Source organism: Sphingomonas sp. PP-CC-3A-396 (assembly GCF_004343105.1).
In the GTDB taxonomy this organism is placed as follows: domain Bacteria; phylum Pseudomonadota; class Alphaproteobacteria; order Sphingomonadales; family Sphingomonadaceae; genus Sphingomonas.
In genome coordinates this window covers 226,496-246,422 of record NZ_SLYF01000003.1, presented here as the reverse complement: position 1 = coordinate 246,422, position 19,927 = coordinate 226,496, and the positions used below count along the sequence as shown (strand labels likewise).

Below are 19,927 nucleotides of genomic sequence, written 5' to 3'. Positions count from 1 at the left end.
CCTCCGTCACCTACGGTGGCACCTCCCCCTCGCGGGGGAGGGTCGTAGGGCCCCCCGAAGCTTAAAGCCCCACCACACCCCCATCGTTCTTCGTGATCACGATCGTCGCCGACCTCGGCCGCGACGGCGTGGTCACCGCCCCAGCCTGGTTCGCCGGCCAGCTGCTGGTGATATTCGTCGGCCCGCCATTCTCACCCGGATGCTGGATGTTCACGAACAGCGACCGCCCATCCGGCGTCGAGTGGATACCCGTGATCTCGCACTCCTTCGGCCCGACCAGAAAGCGCCGCAGCGCCGCCCCCGGTGCCTTGCCGACCCGCGTCGTCACCGACCCGGTCGCCGCGCCGATCGTGTTGGTCACCGTCCGCGTGCCGCCATCGTTGACGATCCCCGGCACCGACGCGAGCAGCATGCAGTTGGTGACGTCGGTATAGGCGCCGTCGTCGGTCTCGATCCACATCACCGGCGCGATCGTCCCCGAGGCGTTGCTTGGCAGGCCGAACCACAGGCCGTCCGGCGATGAGAAGTCGTTGGTCGCATCGAGCCCCGACAGGTTGATGTTGGTAGCATCCAGATCGGAGCCCGCGCCGAACGCATAGATGTCCCAGGCGAATGTCAGCGCCTCGGACGTATCTCCCGTCTCGCGCAGGCGGATGATGTGCCCATTGGCGTTACCCGTGGTCTGCCCGCCGGTAGTCTTCGGATCGACATAGGCGCGCGGGTTGGGTGCATCCGCCGTTGCCACGGTCCGCGACGAATTGTTGGTCAGCGTGCAATACATCTCGCCCGTCGCAGGGTTGACCGCAGTCCACTCCGGCCGATCCATCCGCGTCGCACCCAGCGCATCCGCCGCCAACCGCGTGTTGATCAGCACATCGACCTGGCTAGCAAACGAATAGGCCGCATTGGCCGAGGTGAGGTGCCCCTGGCCGAACACCAGTGGCATCCACTGCCCGCTGCCATCCGCTGCGAACTTGGCGACGTAAAGCGTTCCGGTATCCAGATACTTGTCGCCGATCGCCAAGCGGTTCGCCGCGCTCGCGTCCGCCGCAGACCACGGCGTGGCCGACACGAACTTGTAGATATATTCGTTCTGCGCGTCGTCGCCCATGTAGAAGGCCGGCTTCACGCCCGCGATCGTCCGGCCGATCTGGCAGCCCTCGTGGTTCATGCGACCCAGCGCAGTCCGCTTGCGCGGCGTCGAGGTAGCATCGAACGGATCGATCTCGACCACCCAGCCGTACTGGAAGATCTCGTTTCGGAAATCGCCCGAGCCGTCGGCGGGCGCACCGGCCTGCGCGGTGATGTTCCACCGCGAATACAACGTGCTGGTCGTGTCCGCCGGGGCCACTGTCGACCACCCGTAATTGCCGCCGGTATTGCTCTCGGACTTGCCATATCGCGTCAGCGACGTGTTGGCCTTCACACCAACCGCGCCGGTCGCCGCACGGCGCGCGGCATCGCCGACTTCACGCTTGAAATAGCCAACCCAGTTCTCTTCGTTCGTCAAATACGTGTGCCAAGGCATTGTACCATTGGCACAATTATTGATCGTGCCGCGACCCGTGGTGGCGTCGGGGGAGTAGCGCGTCTTGAGGCTGTCGGCGCCGCGCACAGGCCCCGAAAAGCTCATCGGCGTCAGCGGCGTGATCCGGCGGTTGAACGACGACGCGGTCGTGTAGCTCCAGGCGGCGGCGCGGTTGATCTCGATCACCGAGACGCCGTGGCACTCCATCTCCTTGAGCGCTTCGGCCTCGGGACGGACACCGCCGGTCGTGGTCGCACCGTTCGGATGCAGATAGGCCTGCGTGATGTTCTCATGGTTGAGCACGAGCAGGCCGCGCGTGTTGCCGTTCGCGTCGGGCGTACCGGTCGCCGACATCCCGAAATAGCTCATGCCGTCATGGTGATCGCCCGCGCGCTTCGAGAAGGTCGCATCGGTGCCGTCATTGGCATAGGCGCCGACGCCGCTGCCGATCGGATCGCCGAGGCGATACAACACGGTGACGGCGTATCCCGAGGGTACTGCAACCACATCGGCGAGACTCTTCGCAACCGCCGTGAAGCCCAGCGACGCCGCGCCGACCGTCACGCTGGTCGTCGCGGTGACCGATCCGCTTGCCGAAACGGCGGTGAACAGGAAGCTCAGCACCGTGCCTGCGGTGGCACCCGGCACGACGAACGTCGCAACCGTCGTCGTCGCGCCTGCCAGCGTTACCGTCGGTCCAGCCGTCTGCGTCCAGCTCACGCTGTCGACCTGGCCGATCGCGGCACCGGTCAGCGTCGCGACGCGGCCGGCGGTCGAACTGCCCCCGGCGGTCGCGGTCACCGTGACAGGGTCCGAGCCGCCGTTATTGTCGTCGTCGCACCCGGTCAGCAACATGCCGCCGAACACCGCGGCGGCCGTCGCCGACATACCGCCCATCAAGGTCTGGCGCCGCGAATAGCGCACCTCGATCAGGTCGTTGAGATGCGGGTTCGCGGTCGGATTGGTATCGATATCGCCGTCGGTATAGATGGTCTCGAACGTCATGCTTGGTCCCCCCGGGGATGGTTGCGTGGTGTGTAACGATGCGTGAGAGTTAGAATTTCGCGCCCAGCTCGACTCCGTAGAAGCGTGGCTCGCCGGCGATGTAGGTCGGGATGCCGAAGCCCCCGCCGGTGTTGCCCGCGTCGATCAGGTAGCGCTTGTTGGTCGCGTTCCGGACGAAGCCGCCGACGCTGTAGCGCCCCTGCGCGAACTCCAGCCCGGCGCGGAGGTTGACCAGCGTATAGCCCCTCTGGCTGACCGCCTCGGTGTTCGGCAGCTCGAAGAAGACCTTCGATTTGTAGGTCACGCTGGGGGTCGCGTAGACGGTCACGCCGCCCACTGGCGCGCGCAGGATCAGGCCGCCCGACGCCGTCGTCTTGGGCTGAAGGCGGAACTGGTTGCCGGCATAGGGGCCGTTCGCGACGTCGTCGCCGATCCCGCCATCAATATACGCAAACGTCGCGAAGGCAGAGAGATACGACGCGAGCTTCAGATTGCCTTCGAGCTCGACGCCGACGCTGTTGGCCGAGTCCGCGCTACGGACCGTCGTCACGCCGTTGCTCGTCACCGAGAACTGGAAGCCGTCATAGGTCTGGTAGAACACCGAGGCGGCGCCGCTGAACGGTCCGACGCTTCCCTTGATGCCGCCTTCGTAATTCCAGACCTTCTCTTCCGGAATGATCTGGAGGTTGGGACCGACGCCGAACGCGGTGCGCTGTGCGGCAAGCTGGACCACCGGCGAGCGTCGGCCCTTGCTGATCGTGCCGTACAGATTGACCGCGCTGTTGAGCTTCAGCAGCGCGTTAAAGCGCGGCAGGATCGCGGTGAAGCTCCTCTCGGCGACGAACTTGCTGCCGTTGGTGTTCACCGTGCCGAGCAGGCTCGACTGGATACCGAGCGATGCGAGGATCACCGAGTTCGGCTGGACCGAGGAATACCCCGACTGGCGATCCTCGATTAGGATGCGGGCGCCGGCGGTCAGCTCGAGCGCGGGCACCGGGATATACGTCGCGTCGGCGAACACCGAGTAGGTATTGTTCCTACCAAAGTTCGTGAACTCTGCCGCGTAAGGTATTGCGGTGGCACGTCCGCCGGTCAGGATCGACGTCGCGCCGGTGGCCGGGATCGTGCCGTTGGCGGCGACGCAGCCGGTCTCGGTCGGAATGCCCGCGCGGTTGAGCGCGGTCCGGATCGGCTGATACGCCGCGGCAACCGAGCAGGCGAGATACGTGCCCTCTTCCGTCGCGAACGGAACGCGCTGGAAGCCGTTCTCGAAGAACGCGTTCCAGCCGACCGAGGCGCGATACTTCGGCCCTTCGAAGGCGAAGCGGCTTTCATGGCTCCACTGGTCGCCCTTCGCATCCTCGGCGAATTCGAGATAGGCGGCGGGGCCACCATCAGCGTCGAAGATCTCAAGTGCGTCGAACCGGCGATAGCCGTTGACGGTGGTGAAGGTGATCCCCGGCGACAGCTCCGCGGTGATCGTCAAATTGGCGTCGTAGACGTTGCGGTCGAGCCCGAGTTTCCGAGCGCCGAGCACCGCCGCGCTGTACGGCGAGCCCGACAGTTCGGCATAGCCATAGTCGCCGGTCTGGCCGCCGGTCGGGGCATGCGCGCGGCTCTTGAACGCGGTGCCGGGATTGCGCTGGCCGTCATAGGTCAGGACGAGATCGGCGGTGATGCTGTCGCTAGGGCGATAGCGCAGCGATCCGCGGATGCCGCGCTGGTCCTGGCCGTTCAGATCGTCCTGGTCGACGCCACCCTGGTTCTGGTTCGGCACGTTCGCGTCGCCGGCGATGTTGCGGACATAGCCGTCGCGGTATTTGTAGGCGAAGGCGATCCGCCCGGCGAGCACGTCGTTGCCGGCGTTGAGGAAGCCCGACACCTGCGTGCGGTTGAAGTTGCCGTACGAGCCGTTGATCGCGCCCGACACGCCGGGCTGCGGTTTTGCCGAGATGACGCTGATCGCGCCGACCGCGGCGGCGGTGCCGAACAAGGTCGCCTGCGGGCCCTTCACGACCTCGATCCGCTCCAGATCGTACAGGTCCTGATACGCGCCGCGCGACCGGCTGATGTCGATGCCGTTGTAATAGAGCGTGACGCGGGCGCCCTGCTGCGACGATCCGTTGTCCGAGGTGATGCCGCGGATCACGAAGCCCGGATTGTTCGCGCTCTGCTCCTGGATCTGCAGGCCGGGAATATAGGCGGCGACCTCGGTCAGTGAATTGACGCCGATCGCGGCCATCTTCGCGCCGGTCACTGCGGTGACGGTGACGGGGACATCGGCGATCCGCTGTTCGCGCTTCTGCGCGGTGACGACGATCTCATCGTTTGGCGTGCTGGCCTGGACGTCGGCCCCTGCGGCCGCCTGTGCCGACGCCTGCGCGAGCGCGGCGGTCGAGCAGGTCGTGGCGAGCGTCGCAACTGCGAGCCGCGTGAAGATGCGTGTCATTAAGTCCCCCGTGTCGTTGGGGAGGCACTAGGGGCGGCGCGTGACGTTTCGACGTCGCAATGATGAAAGCAAGATGACTATTGCGTAACGCGCGTGTCACATCGCTGCCACCGGGGTGTCTTCGATCAGAGGTAGCAGGCGGCCAACACCCGACACGAAAGCTTGAGCCGATGACGATCAACCGCCGCGATGCCTTGAAGAACGCCCTCAAACTCGCCGGCTCCGGTGCCACGCTTGTGCTGCCCGCAGTCGCATCGCGGGCGGCGGGCGCAGTGAAGGTACGCTTCGATCACGGTGTCGCGAGCGGTGATCCCGCGATCGACGGCGCGATCCTCTGGACGCGTGCGACTCCGGCCGAGGCGACGCAAGCCCGCGACATCGCACTGACGTGGCACGTTGCGGAGACCGAGGGCGGCAAGTCGCTCCGTTCGGGCACCGTCAAGGCGCGTGCGGCACGCGATTTCACCGCGAAGGTAGACGCGACCGGGCTTCAGCCGGGCCGCGAGTATCGCTACTGGTTCGACGCCGCTGACGGCACGCGCTCGCCGGTCGGCCGGTTCCGCACGTTGCCCAAGGGCAAGGTCGCCGACGTCGTCATGGCGGTCGTCTCGTGCCAGCTCTACGCGGGCGGGCTGTTCAACGCCTATGACGCGATCGCCAAGCTCGATCGGCTCGACGCGGTGCTCCACCTTGGCGACTACATCTACGAATATGGCGTCGACGGCTATGGCGCAGACATCGCCAAGAAGATCGGCCGCCTGGTCGAGCCACGCCACGAGATCGTCAGCCTCGCCGATTATCGTATGCGCCACGCGCAGGTGAAGCGAGACGTCGACATGCAGGCCGCCCACGCCCGCGCCGCGTTCATCTGCGTCTGGGACGATCACGAAGTCGCCAACGACGACTGGATGCACGGTGCCGAGAATCACGATCCGAAGACCGAAGGCGACTGGGACGCGCGGAAGGCGGCGGCGATGCAGGCGTACTTCGAGTGGATGCCGATCCGCGATCCCAAGCCCGGCCAGCCCTGGGCCGCGATCAACCGCAGCTTCGATTTCGGCGATCTCGCGACGCTCGTGATGGTCGAGACGCGGCTGCTCGCGCGCAGCCATCAGGTGGTATCCAAGGGTGAAGAGATCACGCCCGCCGAATACGCAGCGATGCTGGCGGAGCGAGCACGGACGGACCGCGAACTGCTCGGGCCGGCGCAGCTGGCGTGGGTCGAAAAGACGATGGCGACCTCGGTTGCGGCGGGTAAGCCGTGGCAGGTGCTCGGCAACCAGGTGGTGATGGCCAAGGTCGCGGGGCCCGACATGGAACGACAGCTCGGCCCGGTAAAATTCGCCGAGACGATGGCGAAGCTGCCCGCGATCTGGCGCGAGCGGCTGACCGCGAGCATCGCCTCGTATCGGGCCGGCCTGCCGTTCGGGTTCGACAGCTGGGACGGGTATCCGCCCGCCCGCGAGCGGCTGTATGCGGCGTTCCAGCGCGCGAAGTCGCGGCCGATCGTGCTGTCGGGCGACAGCCACGCGGCGTGGGCGAACGACCTGCACGACGCGTCGGGCAAGCTGGTCGCCGCAGAATTCGGCTGCACCGCGATCACCAGCCCGTCCTACGGCTCGCTGCTCCCCGGCATCGGCACACTGATAGCCGACGCCAACAAGGGTGAAGTCCGCTTCTGCGACCAGGACGGCAAGGGGTTCACGCTGCTCACCCTCACGCCGGACCATGCGACGGCGGACTCGGTGACGGTGTCGACGGTAATGGCCAAGCCCTACACGCAAGCCACCGCCGCGCGTTTCCGTGCACATGCGAACCGTCCCGACGCGCCGCTCGAAAAAATCGCCTGAGCCCGCCGACGATGCCCTTCCTACGATCCTCCCCTTGGCGGGGTAGGGTCGATACGGTTCGGCGCATGGATCGCGATCGACGCGGATGTCCGACCACGGGGCCCCTAGGGGGCGTGCGACACGTCGATCGGAAATTCAGCTCGGGGAGGGGGCACTTGCCCCGAAAAATCGGCAATGGTCGGGGCGATAGGATTCGAACCTACGACCCCTGGACCCCGAGACCAGTGCGCTACCAGACTGCGCCACGCCCCGACAACATTGCCGGTGAGCCCCCTAGCCGCGACAGCAAGTCCGGGCAAGACAAATATCAGCTGCTCCCTGTCGAGTGTTGGTGCGATCTATCGCACACGGAACGGCACTGCTAGGAGCGCGGCATGACTCCGCTCGACCGCATCCGCAATTTTTCCATCATCGCCCATATCGACCACGGCAAGTCGACGCTCGCCGATCGGCTGATCCAGGAAACTGGCGGCCTCACCGCGCGCGAAATGTCCGAGCAGGTGCTCGACAACATGGACATCGAGAAGGAGCGCGGGATCACGATCAAGGCGCAGACCGTGCGCCTTGCGTATCACGCGAAGGACGGCCTCGATTACGTCCTCAACCTGATGGACACGCCGGGCCATGTCGACTTCGCCTATGAGGTGAGTCGCAGCCTCGCCGCGTGCGAAGGCGCGCTGCTGGTGGTCGATGCCGCACAGGGCGTCGAGGCGCAGACGCTCGCCAACGTGTACCAGTCGATCGAGCACGACCACGAGATCGTGCCGGTGATCAACAAGATCGATCTGCCCGCCGCCGAACCCGAGAAGGTGCGCAAGGAAATCGAGGACGTGATCGGCATCGATGCATCCGAGGCGGTGCTCGCGTCGGCAAAGTCGGGCATCGGCATCGTCGAGATCCTCGAGGCGATCGTCACCAAGATCCCACCGCCCAGCGGCGACCCGGAGGCGCCGCTGAAAGCGATGCTGGTCGACAGCTGGTACGATCCGTATCTCGGCGTCGTCATCCTGGTGCGCGTGATCGACGGGGTCCTGAAGAAGGGCCAGCAGATCAAGTTCATGCAGACCGGCACGATGCATCTGGTCGACCGGGTCGGCTGTTTCCGTCCGAAGATCGAGCAGCTGACAGAGCTCGGCACCGGCGAGATGGGCTTCATCACCGCACAGATCAAAGAGGTCGCCCAGACCCGCGTCGGCGACACGATCACCGATGCCAAGCGGCCAGCGCTCGAAGCGCTCGCGGGCTTCAAGGAAGTCCAGCCGGTCGTGTTCTGCGGGATGTTCCCGGTCGATGCCGCCGAGTTTGAGAAGCTGCGCGAAAGCATTTCGAAGTTGCGGTTGAACGATGCGAGCTTCTCGTTCGAGATGGAGACGTCGGCGGCACTGGGCTTCGGCTTTCGCTGCGGCTTCCTCGGGCTGCTGCATCTGGAGATCATCCAGGAGCGGCTGACGCGCGAATACGATCTGGACCTGATCACCACCGCGCCGTCCGTCGTCTATGAGATCGAGCTGACCCACCCCGATCCGTCCGGCACGACGCATATCGAGCTGCACAACCCCGCCGACATGCCCGAGCCGAACAAGATCGCGACGATCAGCGAGCCGTGGATCGAGGCGACGATCTACGTCCCCGACGAGTATCTCGGCAGCGTTCTGAAGCTCTGTCAGGACCGCCGCGGCATCCAGAAGAACCTGACCTATGTCGGCGGTCGCGCGCAGGCGACCTACGAGCTGCCGCTAAACGAGGTCGTGTTCGATTTCTACGATCGGCTGAAGTCGATGTCGAAAGGCTATGCGAGCTTCGATTATCATCAGATCGGCTACCGCGAGGGCGATCTCGTCAAGATGGGTATCCTGGTCAACGAGGAGCCGGTCGATGCGCTGAGCATGATCGTCCACCGCGGTACCGCCGAAGTCCGCGGTCGCGGCATGGTCGAGCGCTTGAAGGAACTGATCCCGCGCCATCTGTTCAAGATCCCGATCCAGGCGGCAATCGGCGGCAAGGTGATCGCGCGCGAGACGATCAGCGCGATGCGCAAGGACGTGACCGCCAAATGCTATGGCGGCGACGCGAGCCGCAAGAAGAAGCTTCTGGAGAAGCAGAAGAAGGGCAAGCTGAAGATGCGCGAATACGGGTCTGTCAGCATCCCGCAGGAAGCGTTTATCGCGGCGCTGAGGATGGGCGACGACGCCTGAGGCCAAGCTTTGCTTGGACGAGGATAAGCGTCTAGCCGGACGGCGACCGGCCGAGCTCGTACTCGGTCGTGTCGTTCGACGGCGCGGCTTTCGCCGCGGCGCGACTGAGGTTGCGTTCGAACGGCAGTCCGCTCTTGTTCTCCCATCGTCAACCGCCGTCACCCCAGCGAACGCTGGGGTATCTCCGGGGGGCGTCCGGCTCGAACTGGCAGATACCAGCGTTCGCTGGCACGACGGGGGTAGGTATCGTTTACGCCAAAGCGCTCTCTCATTATCTGCCCGTCGCCGTCACTCGTACGTTGCGATCCCAAACGCGATGTAGCCGACGCACAGGATAATCCGGGTCAGCCAGGCCGCTTCGCCGTGCAGTACGACGCTCGCCGCGATCGCGGCGATAAACGCCGCCATAATCGCCCAGGCCTGCCAGGCGAAGGGGAACGGGAAGAGGCCGCCGGTCGCACTGGGCTCGAACCAACCCGAACGCCGAATGGTCAGCCAAAATCGCATCACCAAGCCCATAGGTTGAAGCTAGCATGGCGTTCCCGCTCCCTGCCATCGGCAAAAATATCGCACCGTGTTGCAAACCGGCGCCAGCCCCAAAACGCCGCAACCAACTGTCATCATCCTAACACAATCCCGACCTAACCGCCGGCCTGGGGAGTGAGCGTCGCGAGGCGTCGTCGTGCCGTCCGGGGAGGATGGTCGAGGACGATCAACGACGTTGTATTTTGGGATGTGCGGCTTCTCGTCAGGGACGGCGCCGCACGATTGGGGAATATCATCGTGAAGATTTCGCTCGTTAAGTCGGCGCTGATGCTCGGCGTCGCGTTTGGTTCGGTTGTGGGTGGTACGGCCGCGTTCGCGCAGGCAGCGCCCGTTCAGGAGCAGGCTGCTCCCGAGGAAGGTCTCGGCGATATCGTCGTCACCGCCGAGCGTCGCTCCGAGAACCTCCAGAAGGTGCCGCTCTCGGTCGGTGTCGCATCGGGTGACGCGCTGCGCGCCTATACCGCCGGCGGCGACGACACGCTGCTCGCGCTGTCGGGTCGCGTCCCCGGACTGTACGTCGAATCGACGACCGGCCGCATCTTCCCGCGCTTCTACATCCGCGGGCTCGGCAACATCGATTTCTACCTCGGCGCCTCGCAGCCGGTCACGATCATCCAGGACGACGTGATCCTCGAGCATGTCGTGCTGAAGTCGAACCCGGTGTTCGACGTCCGTCAGGTCGAAGTGCTGCGCGGTCCGCAAGGGTCGCTGTTCGGCCGCAACACCACCGCCGGCATCATCAAGTTCGACACGATCAAGCCGAGCAACGACTTCGAGAGCCGTGCATCCGCCTCGGTCGGTTCGTACAACAGCGTCAGCCTGGACGCCGGTGTCGGTGGCCCGCTGATCAAGGACCTGCTCTCGATCCGCCTGTCGACGCTGATCCAGCACCGTGAGAACTATGTCGACAACCGGTTCGCCGGCGTCAGCGCCGACAACACAGCGACGCCGCGCAAGGACGCGATGGGCGGCTTCGACGATCGCAACGTCCGCGTCCAGCTGATGCTGACCCCGGGCGAGCGCTTCACGCTCGACCTGTCGGGGCATGCCCGCTGGTATGACGGCACCTCGACGTTGTTCCACCGCGGCGCGCTCAAGAAGGGCTCGAACGACGTGTCGGCCGAACCGCGCAATACGGTGGCGCTCGACGAGGGGAACGACAATCCGCAGAGCTACAACACCTATGGCGGCTCGGCGCGCGCAGGCTACGACTTCGGTCCGGCCACGCTGACCTCGATCACTGCGTACGAGACGACGTCGGGCTTCAGCCGCGGCGATACCGATGGTGGTGCGGCCGTCAGCTTTCCGTTCAATGGGCGCGCGAACGGCTTTGGCGAGTCGCAGGGGCAGATCCGCGATCTCGACCAATGGTCGCAGGAACTGCGTATTGCCGGCACACCCGGCGGCCGCTTCAATTGGCAGCTCGGCGGCCTGTATTTCGACAACCGCGACATCACCGATTTCTACCAGCGGACGTTCTTCCTGACCGCGCCGGACGTGAACGGAACCCGGCCGAACCCCAACAACTGGGTACGGCTGCACGACGTCAACACGTCGTGGGCGGGCTTCGGCCAATTCAGCTACGAGCTGATGGACAAGCTGACGGTCACGCTCGGCGGTCGCATCACCGAGGACAAGAAGCGTACGCAACTGCTGAAGACCGTCCAGAATGCGCTGGGCGTCAACCAGTACCCGGCAGGCTTCCGTCGCGACGTCACGCTGAAGTCGACCAAGCCAAGCTGGGATGCGAGCATCCTGTATCAGGCGAACCCCGACATTAGCCTGTATTCGCGCGTAGCTCAGGGCTTCCGCGGACCGACGATCCAGGGGCGTTCGGCGGTGTTCAACTCCGACTTCTCGACCGCGAACTCGGAGACGATCCTGTCGTGGGAGACGGGGATCAAGACGCGTCTGCTCGACAACACGCTGAGCCTCAACGCGACGGTGTTCGGCTACCGCGTCAACGACATCCAGCTCAACGGCAACGATGTGAACGGCAACGGCATCCTGTTCAACGGCAACAAGGCCGAGGCCTACGGCATGGAAGCCGAAGCAAACTGGAAGCCTGTCCCGAACCTCACGCTGGGCGCAGGGCTCAGCTTGCTGCACAGCGCGATCCGCGACAAGACCACCGAGGTACAGATCTGCGCGCTCAACAGCGTCGTGGTCTGCACGCCATCGCGGACGCCGCGGGCGATCGTCGGTCCGTTCGGTACGACATACCTGGTCAAGATCGACGGCGAGCCGCTGCCGAATGCGCCGGAATACAACGTCGACCTCACCGCGCGCTACGACCAGCCGCTGGGCAATGGCGGTCGCGCGTTCATCGCGGGCGACTTCAACATCCAGGGCTACACGCAGTTCGTGCTGTACAAGACCAAGGAGTTCACCGCGAACGGCAACTTCGAGGGTGGCCTGAAGATCGGCTACGCGGCGCCGGACGATGCGTATGAGTTGGCGGTATTCGCGCGCAACATCACTGGCGAGAAGAACCTTAAGGGCGTGATCGAGAACTACATGGCGGCGGTGTTCAACGAGCCGCGGATCATCGGCGTCTCGCTCAGCGGCAAGTTCCGCTGATTTCTTCCCCTCTCCCGTAAGCGGGAGGGGTTGGGGGTGGGCTCGCGCTATCGTCAAGCGCGGCGTGTGTTCGAGCCGGGTGCCCACCCCTCGGTCCCCTCCCGCTTGCGGGAGGGGATGCAGTAGTAACCGCGACGTTACCTAAACTATGCGTGACGCATTTTTCAGAAGCGCTCACGCAAACGGCATTGTAGCGAATTGTTGCGGCGAGTTGCCGTTTTCCTTCGGCCGGTTGATACTCGCACCATGTCGCTCAATCCCGTATTCTATGATGCAAGCGGCCGTCGTCGGCGGCGGTTCACCTTCGGCGTCGCGGCGTTCATCGCGCTGCTGCTGCTGTCGATCGCGGTGTTCGCCGTCTCGATCGGCGCGGTGCCGACCGCGCCGTTGCTGCCGATCGAGCCCGAGCACCCCGCGCTTCACAAGCTGCCCGCACCGCGTGGCGGCATCCTCCGCGAGACCCGGCGCGACCTCAATTACTACGCCAAGCAACTGTTCGGGACCAGCGCGGCAAAGCCGGGTGTCGGCAATGGCGCCAACCCGGCGCTTGCGATCGCCTTCCATGCGCCGTGGGACGAGGCGAGCACCGCCAGCCTCGCGCGGCACGTCGAACAACTCGACTGGCTGATCCCCGGCTGGGTCTCGATCACCGGCAAGGATCACCACATCACCGTGTTCCGCGACCAGGCCGGGCGCGACATCCTCAACAAGGCGGTCCACCGGCCGATGATCCTGCCGATGGTGCAGAACGCGGTCGACGGGAACTGGGATGGCGCCGGCAGCGCGTCGCTGTTCGCCGATCCCAAGGCACGTGCGGCCTTCCTCGACAAGCTCGTGCCGTTCCTGAGCGCGAACCATGCCGGCGGCGTGTTCTACGATTTCGAGGACCTGCCCGCATCGGCGCAACCCAATTACCGCGCCTTCCTTGCCGAAACGCGCGCGCGGTTTGCGCCGCGCGGCTGGGTGGTCGCGATCGCTGCGCCGGTCGGCAACCCCGACTGGAACCTGCCCGCCTACGCCAAGGTGACCGACAAGGTCTTCCTGATGGCGTATGACGAGCACGAGACCAGCGGCGCGCCCGGCCCGATCGCCTCGCAGCGCTGGTTCGCGCGCATGGTAGCCGACGCAGCGCGCGGTATCCCGCCGTCGAAGCTGGTCGTCGCGATCGGCTCGTACGCGTATGACTGGCACGCGGGCGCCGATGCGGGCAACGGCGATGCGCTCGATGTCGAGGAGGCGTGGCAGAACGCCGCGGACTCGGGCACGATGCCGACCTTCGACAAGGCGAGCGGCAACAGCAGCTTCGCCTATTCCGAAGGCGGCGTGCAGCATCAGGTCTGGCTGCTCGATGCGGCGTCGGCCTACAACCAGATCGCGTTCCTGCAAAAGGCGGGCCTGGGCAGCGTCGCGCTGTGGCGTCTGGGCTCGGAGGACCCCGGGCTCTGGTCGATCTGGGGTCGCGATCATCGCAAACTGCCGATCCCCGATGCGATCGACGCGATGCCCGCCGGCACCAACGTCGATATCGAGGGCAGCGGCGAGATCCTCAAGATCGCCGCCGAGCCCGTCACCGGCATCCGCGACGCGGTACCGGCCAAGGACGGCACGCTCGCCGATGTCGTCTTCACGCGGATGCCGTCGCCCTATGTCGTGGTGCGGACCGGCTATCGTCCGAAACAGCTCGCGCTGACGTTCGACGACGGCCCGGATCCCGAATGGACGCCGCAGATCCTCGACGTGCTCAAGCGCGAGCATGCCCCAGCGACGTTCTTCGTGATCGGCGAGAACGCGCTGACCGAGCGGCCGCTGCTTGAGCGCATGGTCGACGAAGGCCATGAGATCGGCAGCCACACCTATACGCATCCCAATCTCGCCAACGTCTCGCAGCGGCAGGTGAAGTATGAGCTTAACGCGACGCAGCGGCTGTTCCAGGCATTCACCGGGCGGTCGCTCCGGCTGTTCCGCGCGCCCTATTTCGGCGATGCCGAGCCGAGCACCGCGGACGAAATCTTGCCCGCGCTCGAAGCGCAACAGCGCGGCTATATCTCGGTCGGCCTCCACGTCGATCCCGACGACTGGAAGCGGCCGGGCGTACAAGCGATTATCGACCGGACGATCGCGGGCGTCGAGGCGGGCAATCCCGAGCGCAGCGGCAACGTCATCCTGCTCCATGACGCCGGCGGCAACCGCGCCGAGACCGTCGCCGCGCTGCCGATCATCATCGAGCGGTTGCGCGCGATGGGCTACAGCTTTGTGCCCGTCTCCACGCTCGCCGGGCTGTCGCGCAATCAGTCGATGCCGGTGATCTCGTCGAGCGACCGCGTCGCCGCCGTCGCCGATCTCGCGCTGTTCAGCACGCTTGGCGGTATCGTCGTAGCGCTGCGCTGGATCTTCGGCATCGCGATCACGATCGGCATTATCCGCGCCTTGGCCTTGTCGGCGCTCGCGCTGATCCAGGCACGCCGCGAGTTGAAGACGGTGTTCCCGACGATCGATCCGTCGCGGTTCGTGACGGTGATGATCCCGGCGTTCAACGAGGAGCGCGTGATCGTCCGCGCGGTTGAGGGCGTGCTGGCGTCGAACGACGTCGCGATCGAGGTGATCGTGATCGACGATGGCTCGAGCGACGGCACCAGCCGCGTCGTGTCCGAGGCGTTCGCAAGCGACGACCGCGTCCGCCTGTTGACGCTGGAGAACGGGGGGAAAGCCCGCGCGCTCAACCGCGGGCTCGAACTCGCGCGCGGCGAGATCGTGATTGCGCTCGATGCCGATACGCAGTTCGAACCGATGACCATCGCCCGCCTCGCGCGGTGGTTCGACGATCCGAAGCTCGGTGCGGTCGCGGGCAATGCGAAGGTCGGCAACCGAGTCAATTTGATCACCAAATGGCAGGCGCTCGAATATATCACCGCGCAGAATCTCGAACGTCGCGCGCTCGCCCGATTGAACGCGATGACCGTCGTGCCGGGCGCGGTCGGCGCATGGCGTCTGGAAGCGATCCGCAGCGTCGGCGGCTATCCCGACGACACGCTCGCCGAGGACCAGGACCTCACGATCGCGATCCAGCGCCACGGCTGGAAGGTGCAGTACGACCAGTTCGCGATCGCCTGGACCGAGGCGCCCGAGACGATCCGCGCGCTCGCCAAACAGCGCTTCCGCTGGGCGTTCGGGACTTTGCAGTGCCTCTACAAGCACCGCTCGGCGATCGGCAGTTCGCATCCGCGCGGGCTCGGCTGGGTCGGGTTGCCGCAGGCGATCGTGTTCCAGATCGTGCTCGCTTCGATCTCGCCGATCATCGACCTCGCGTTGCTGGTCAGCTTCGCCTCGACCTATCTCGCGGTGCAGGCGCATGGCTGGGAGCAGACCAGCCACGACGTCTATACGATGCTCGCCTATTGGTTGATCTTCACCGCGATCGACCTGCTTGCCGCAACGATCGCGTTTGCGCTTGAGCGTAAGGAACGCTGGCGGTTGCTCTGGCTGCTGATTCCACAACGGATCGGCTATCGCCAGGTGATGTATTACGTCGTGCTGAAGGCGATCGCGCAGGCTCTGCGGGGGCCGCTGGTCGGCTGGGGCAAGCTCGCGCGGACCGGGCGCGTGACTGCGAACTAAGCGCGCAACATATCGAGCCGGCTAGCGTTATGGTCCGGCGCTATATATCGGTACGCGCAGGGTTCTAGGGGCAAGCAGTATGCGGTATCTAACGTCGGCGCTGGTGATGACGGTCGGCCTTGGCGCGACGGGTGCCCAGGCACAGCAGCGTCCGCCGCTGGTGCTCGCTGCCGCCTCGCTACAGGAATCGCTTACCGCCGCTGCCGACGCATGGGCGAAGAGGGGGCATGTAAAGCCGACAATTTCGTTCGCGGCGTCGTCGGCTTTGGCGCGGCAGGTCGAGGCCGGTGCGCCCGCGGATTTGTTTGTGTCGGCGGACGAGGACTGGATGAACGCGCTCGCTACGAAGAATCTAATCGTCGCCAGTACCCGCGTGACGTTCCTCGGCAACCGCCTTGTCGTCGCGGCGCCGGCGGGCAGCAAGGTCCGTATCCCGGTGCGCCCGCCCGCAGCCCTTGTTCGCGTCCTCACGGCCGGGCCATTGGCGATGGCGGATACTGCAGTCCCGGCCGGCAAGTACGGGCAGGCGTCGCTGGAGAACCTCGGCGTCTGGGCGCAGGTCTCGCCGAAGGTGGTGCGTGCGGAGAATGTCCGCGCGACGCTGGCGCTGGTCGAGCGCGGCGCGGCGCCGCTCGCGATCGTCTACGCAACCGATGCCAAGGCATCAACCAAGGTTCGTATCGCTGGCGTCTTCCCGGAGGCCACGCATCCCGCGATCGCCTATCCGATCGCGCGGCTGAAGACGTCGACGAACCCGGAGGCCGAGGGCTTCCGCCGCTTCCTCGTCTCGCCCGCGGGTAAGGCGATCTTCGTCCGCTACGGATTCTCCGCGCGCTAGTGCTCGATGCAGCCGAATGGGGTATCGTCGCGCTGTCGTTGAAAGTCGGCGGCGTGGCGATGGCGGTGACCTTGCCGATCGCGTTCGCACTGGCGTGGCTGCTCGCACGGGTCCGCTTCCCGGGTAAAGTCGTGGTCGACGCGGCGATCCATTTGCCGCTGGTGGTGCCGCCGGTCGTGACCGGCTGGCTCCTGTTGCTCGCGTTCGGTCCCAATGGCCCGATCGGCGCGTGGCTGCAGGACTGGTTCGGCGTCACGGTGTTATTCCGCTGGATCGGCGCGGCAATTGCGGCGGGCGTGATGGCATTGCCGCTGATGGTGCGCGCGATGCGGATCTCGATCGAGGCGGTGGATAGGCGACTTGAAAACGCGGCGCGGACACTGGGGGCGGGGCCGTGGCGCGTATTCTGGACGCTCACCCTGCCGCTCAGCGTGCCGGGCGTATTGGCGGGTGCGGTGCTCGGCTTCGCGCGATCGATCGGCGAGTTCGGGGCAACGATCACGTTTGTCTCCAACGTGCCCGGCGAAACGCAGACCTTGCCGCTCGCGATCTATTCGGCGCTTCAGCAGCCTGGTGCCGACGCGTTGGTATGGCGATTATCATGTGTATCGGTGGGGTTGTCGCTGATCGCTTTGATCGCGTCCGAACTGCTGACGCGCCGCGCAGGGCGAGGCCTTCGTGTCCTTTGAGATCGATATCGAGAAGCGTCTCGGCGACGCGCACGTCGCGCTGACGCTAGACGCAGGCGATGGCGCCACCGTGCTGTTCGGTCCGTCCGGCATCGGCAAGTCGAGCGTGCTCAACATGATCGCCGGGTTGTTCCGCCCCGACCGCGGCCGCATCGCGGTCGACGGCGAAACGCTGTTCGGGAACGGTATCGACGTCCCCCCCGAACGTCGCCGCGCCGGCTATGTATTCCAGGACGCACGCCTCTTCCCGCACATGCGTGTCCGGGCGAACCTTCTCTACGGCGCTGGCCGCGAGCATGATGCGTTCGAGGAGCAAATCGGGTTCCTCGGCATCGGTCACCTTCTGGATCGCTGGCCGCGCACATTGTCGGGCGGCGAAGCGCAGCGCGTCGCGATCGGCCGCGCGTTGCTTAGCCACCCGCGCTTTCTGCTCCTCGACGAACCGCTGTCCTCGCTGGATCGCGCCCGACGCGAGGAAGTGCTCGTTGCGATCGAACACGTCCGCGACGTGCTGAAGCTGCCGATCCTGATGGTGACGCATGACCCGGCCGAAGCGGAACGGATCGGGACGCGCGTGGTCCGGATGTGAGGCCGGCCTTCTCCCCACCTCGCAGGGTGGGGAGAACGCAAACCGGTTACCCGAGCGCGCGCGTGAACAGCCGGCTCAGCCGCGCCGAAAATGCTCGCGCATCGAGCGGCCGCTCGCCATCGGCGATCTGCGCTTCGTCGAACAGCAGGTGTGCGGCATCCTCGCGCAGAGCCGTCTCGTCCTCGCCGAGCGCTGCCAGCTTGGCGATCAACGCCGAGCGCGGGTTGATCTCCAGCACCGGCTTGGCGGCCGGCATCGCCTGACCGCTGGCCGCCAGGATGCGTTCGAGCTGGCGGTCCATCCCGCTATCCGCCGCGACCAGGCAGACCGCGCTGTCGGTAAGCCGTTCGGACGCGCGAACCTCGGATACCGCGTCGCCGAGCGTGGTCTTCACGAAAGTGATGAAGTCCGCGACTTCGGGCGTGGCATCGGCGGTGGGGGCCTCCGCGCCATCGACCAGCGGGATCAGCCCGAGATCGGCGGCGCCCTGCGTGACCGACTTGAACGGCTTGCCGTCGGAGTCGATGCCCGCCGTGACCCAGAACCCGTCGACCGAGTCCGGCAGCAGCAGCACTTCGATACCCCGCGCGCGGAACCCTTCAAGCTGCGGCGAGGCTTCAAGACGGTCGAGGTCGGTGCCGACCGCGTAATAGATCGCGGTCTGGTTCTCCTTCATCGCGCCGACATAATCGGCGACCGAACGCCATGCGCTGCCGGACGTCGTGGTCTTGAAGCGCGCGAGCTTGAGCAGCGCCTCGCGGCGTTCGAAATCCTCGTACAGTCCCTCCTTCAGGACCGCGCCGAAATTCTCCCAGATCTTCGCATACGCGTCGGCATCGCGTGTCGCGAGCTTGTCGAGTTCGCTCAGCACCCGGCCGGTCACGCCCTTGCGGATCGCGGCGAGCATCGGGCTTTCCTGGATCATCTCGCGCGAGACGTTGAGCGGCAGATCCGACGAGTCCACCAGCCCGCGCATGAAGCGAAGATAGCGCGGCAGGACTTCGGCATCGTCGGTGATGAAGACGCGCTTCACGTACAGCTTCATCCGGCCGTTGCGGTCGGGATCGAACAGGTCGAACGGCTTGGCGCCGGGCACGAACGCGAGCACCGAATATTCGTGCATCCCTTCCGCGCGGTAGTGGAGCGTCAGCGCCGGCTCGTCGAACTGGCCGGAGACGCTGCGATAGAAATCGGCATAGTCTTCGGTGCTGATCTCGGATTTGGGCTTGGTCCACAAGGCGGCGCCATCGGCGATATCGACCGGCTCGGCATCGGGTTTTTCGCGCAGGGTGATCGGGACCGGGACATGCCCCGACTGGTCCTTGATCAGCCGCTCGACGGTGTAGCGCTCGGTGAACGACGTTGCGTCTTCGAGCAGATGGAGCACGACGCGGGTGCCACGTGACGGCGCTTCGGCGGTGTCGACCGGCGCGATCGTGTAGGTGCCGAGGCCGTCCGACGACCAGACCGAGGCGGTGTCGGCGCCTGCGCGACGCGAGACGACGTCGACCTTTTCGGCGACCATGAACGCGGAATAGAAGCCGACGCCGAACTGGCCGATCAGCTGTGCGCCCTCGCTGCCCGAGCTGGCGGCGATGCGGTCCATGAACGCCTTGGTGCCCGAGCGCGCGATCGTGCCGAGCGCCTCGCCCATGTCGTCGGCGGTCATGCCGATGCCGTTGTCCTCGATCGTGAGCGTGCGCGCTTCGGGATCGAGCGTGATCGCGATCTGCGTGCGGGTCTCGTCGCCGAGCAGTTCGGGCGCGCTCAACGCCTCATAGCGCAGCTTCTCGCACGCGTCGGCAGCATTCGAGATCAGCTCGCGCAGGAATACGGTCTTATCCGAATAGACCGAGTGCACCATCATGTGCAGCAGCCGCGCGACATCCGCCTCGAAGGCGTGAGTGTCGGGCGTCGTCGTCTGGGGATCGATGGAAGCGGTGTCTGGAGTCATGGTACGGAACGACCTTCGCTGAATATTCGTGGCGGAGAGTTGGACGGGCACCGAAACGAATTCAAGAGGCGGCGGACGCACATGTCGCC

General features: G+C 65.6%; 11 protein-coding genes and 1 tRNA gene. 7 read left to right on the top strand and 5 right to left on the bottom strand.

Annotation, left to right across the window (positions count from 1 at the left end):
• Positions 1-61: 61 nt before the first annotated feature.
• Positions 62-2,533, bottom strand: coding sequence for a PhoX family phosphatase (locus tag C8J40_RS07315; protein WP_132896440.1), 2,472 nt, complete (start codon positions 2,531-2,533; stop codon positions 62-64).
• A gap of 49 nt (positions 2,534-2,582) precedes the next feature.
• A complete protein-coding gene (locus C8J40_RS07310) occupies positions 2,583-4,982 on the bottom strand; it encodes a TonB-dependent receptor (protein WP_132896439.1) in 2,400 nt (799 codons plus the stop codon).
• A gap of 170 nt (positions 4,983-5,152) precedes the next feature.
• On the opposite strand from C8J40_RS07310, the gene C8J40_RS07305 reads away from it, so the two are divergent.
• Positions 5,153-6,832, top strand: coding sequence for an alkaline phosphatase D family protein (locus tag C8J40_RS07305; RefSeq protein WP_132896438.1), 1,680 nt, complete (start codon positions 5,153-5,155; stop codon positions 6,830-6,832).
• Positions 6,833-7,007: 175 nt separating this feature from the next.
• Here the strand turns inward: C8J40_RS07305 and C8J40_RS07300 are convergent.
• A tRNA-Pro gene (locus C8J40_RS07300) sits at positions 7,008-7,084 on the bottom strand.
• A gap of 122 nt (positions 7,085-7,206) precedes the next feature.
• On the opposite strand from C8J40_RS07300, the gene lepA reads away from it, so the two are divergent.
• Entirely contained in the window at positions 7,207-9,027 is a 1,821-nt protein-coding gene (lepA, locus tag C8J40_RS07295; RefSeq protein WP_056049136.1) for a translation elongation factor 4, read from the top strand.
• Positions 9,028-9,315: 288 nt separating this feature from the next.
• On the opposite strand, the gene C8J40_RS07290 is transcribed toward lepA, so the two are convergent.
• Positions 9,316-9,534, bottom strand: a complete 219-nt coding sequence (locus tag C8J40_RS07290) for a hypothetical protein (RefSeq protein ID WP_132896437.1) — start codon at positions 9,532-9,534, stop codon at positions 9,316-9,318.
• A 306-nt stretch (positions 9,535-9,840) separates the two neighbouring features.
• Here C8J40_RS07290 and C8J40_RS07285 point away from each other — a divergent pair, with 306 nt between their 5' ends.
• From C8J40_RS07285 to C8J40_RS07265, 5 genes are all read left to right on the top strand, one after another.
• Positions 9,841-12,153, top strand: a complete 2,313-nt coding sequence (locus tag C8J40_RS07285; RefSeq protein ID WP_132896645.1) for a TonB-dependent receptor — start codon at positions 9,841-9,843, stop codon at positions 12,151-12,153.
• A 246-nt stretch (positions 12,154-12,399) separates the two neighbouring features.
• Positions 12,400-15,768 (top strand): polysaccharide deacetylase family protein, encoded by a 3,369-nt coding sequence (locus C8J40_RS07280; RefSeq protein ID WP_132896436.1) that lies wholly within the window; start codon positions 12,400-12,402, stop codon positions 15,766-15,768.
• Between the two features lie 79 nt (positions 15,769-15,847).
• Positions 15,848-16,606 carry a molybdate ABC transporter substrate-binding protein gene (gene modA, locus C8J40_RS07275; RefSeq protein ID WP_132896435.1) on the top strand — a complete coding sequence of 253 codons (759 nt, stop codon included), beginning with the start codon at positions 15,848-15,850 and terminating at the stop codon, positions 16,604-16,606.
• The gene (modB, locus tag C8J40_RS07270; protein WP_132896434.1) at positions 16,606-17,295 is read left to right on the top strand and encodes a molybdate ABC transporter permease subunit; all 690 of its coding nucleotides are present in this window, start codon (positions 16,606-16,608) and stop codon (positions 17,293-17,295) included. Before modA ends, modB begins: the two co-directional genes overlap by 1 nt.
• Positions 17,285-17,884: an ATP-binding cassette domain-containing protein gene (locus tag C8J40_RS07265; RefSeq protein ID WP_132896433.1), complete on the top strand. Its 600-nt coding sequence runs from the start codon at positions 17,285-17,287 to the stop codon at positions 17,882-17,884. Before modB ends, C8J40_RS07265 begins: the two co-directional genes overlap by 11 nt.
• 46 nt (positions 17,885-17,930) lie before the next feature.
• Here the strand turns inward: C8J40_RS07265 and htpG are convergent, their stop codons facing one another.
• Positions 17,931-19,838: a molecular chaperone HtpG gene (gene htpG, locus C8J40_RS07260; RefSeq protein ID WP_132896432.1), complete on the bottom strand. Its 1,908-nt coding sequence runs from the start codon at positions 19,836-19,838 to the stop codon at positions 17,931-17,933.
• Positions 19,839-19,927: the final 89 nt, after the last annotated feature.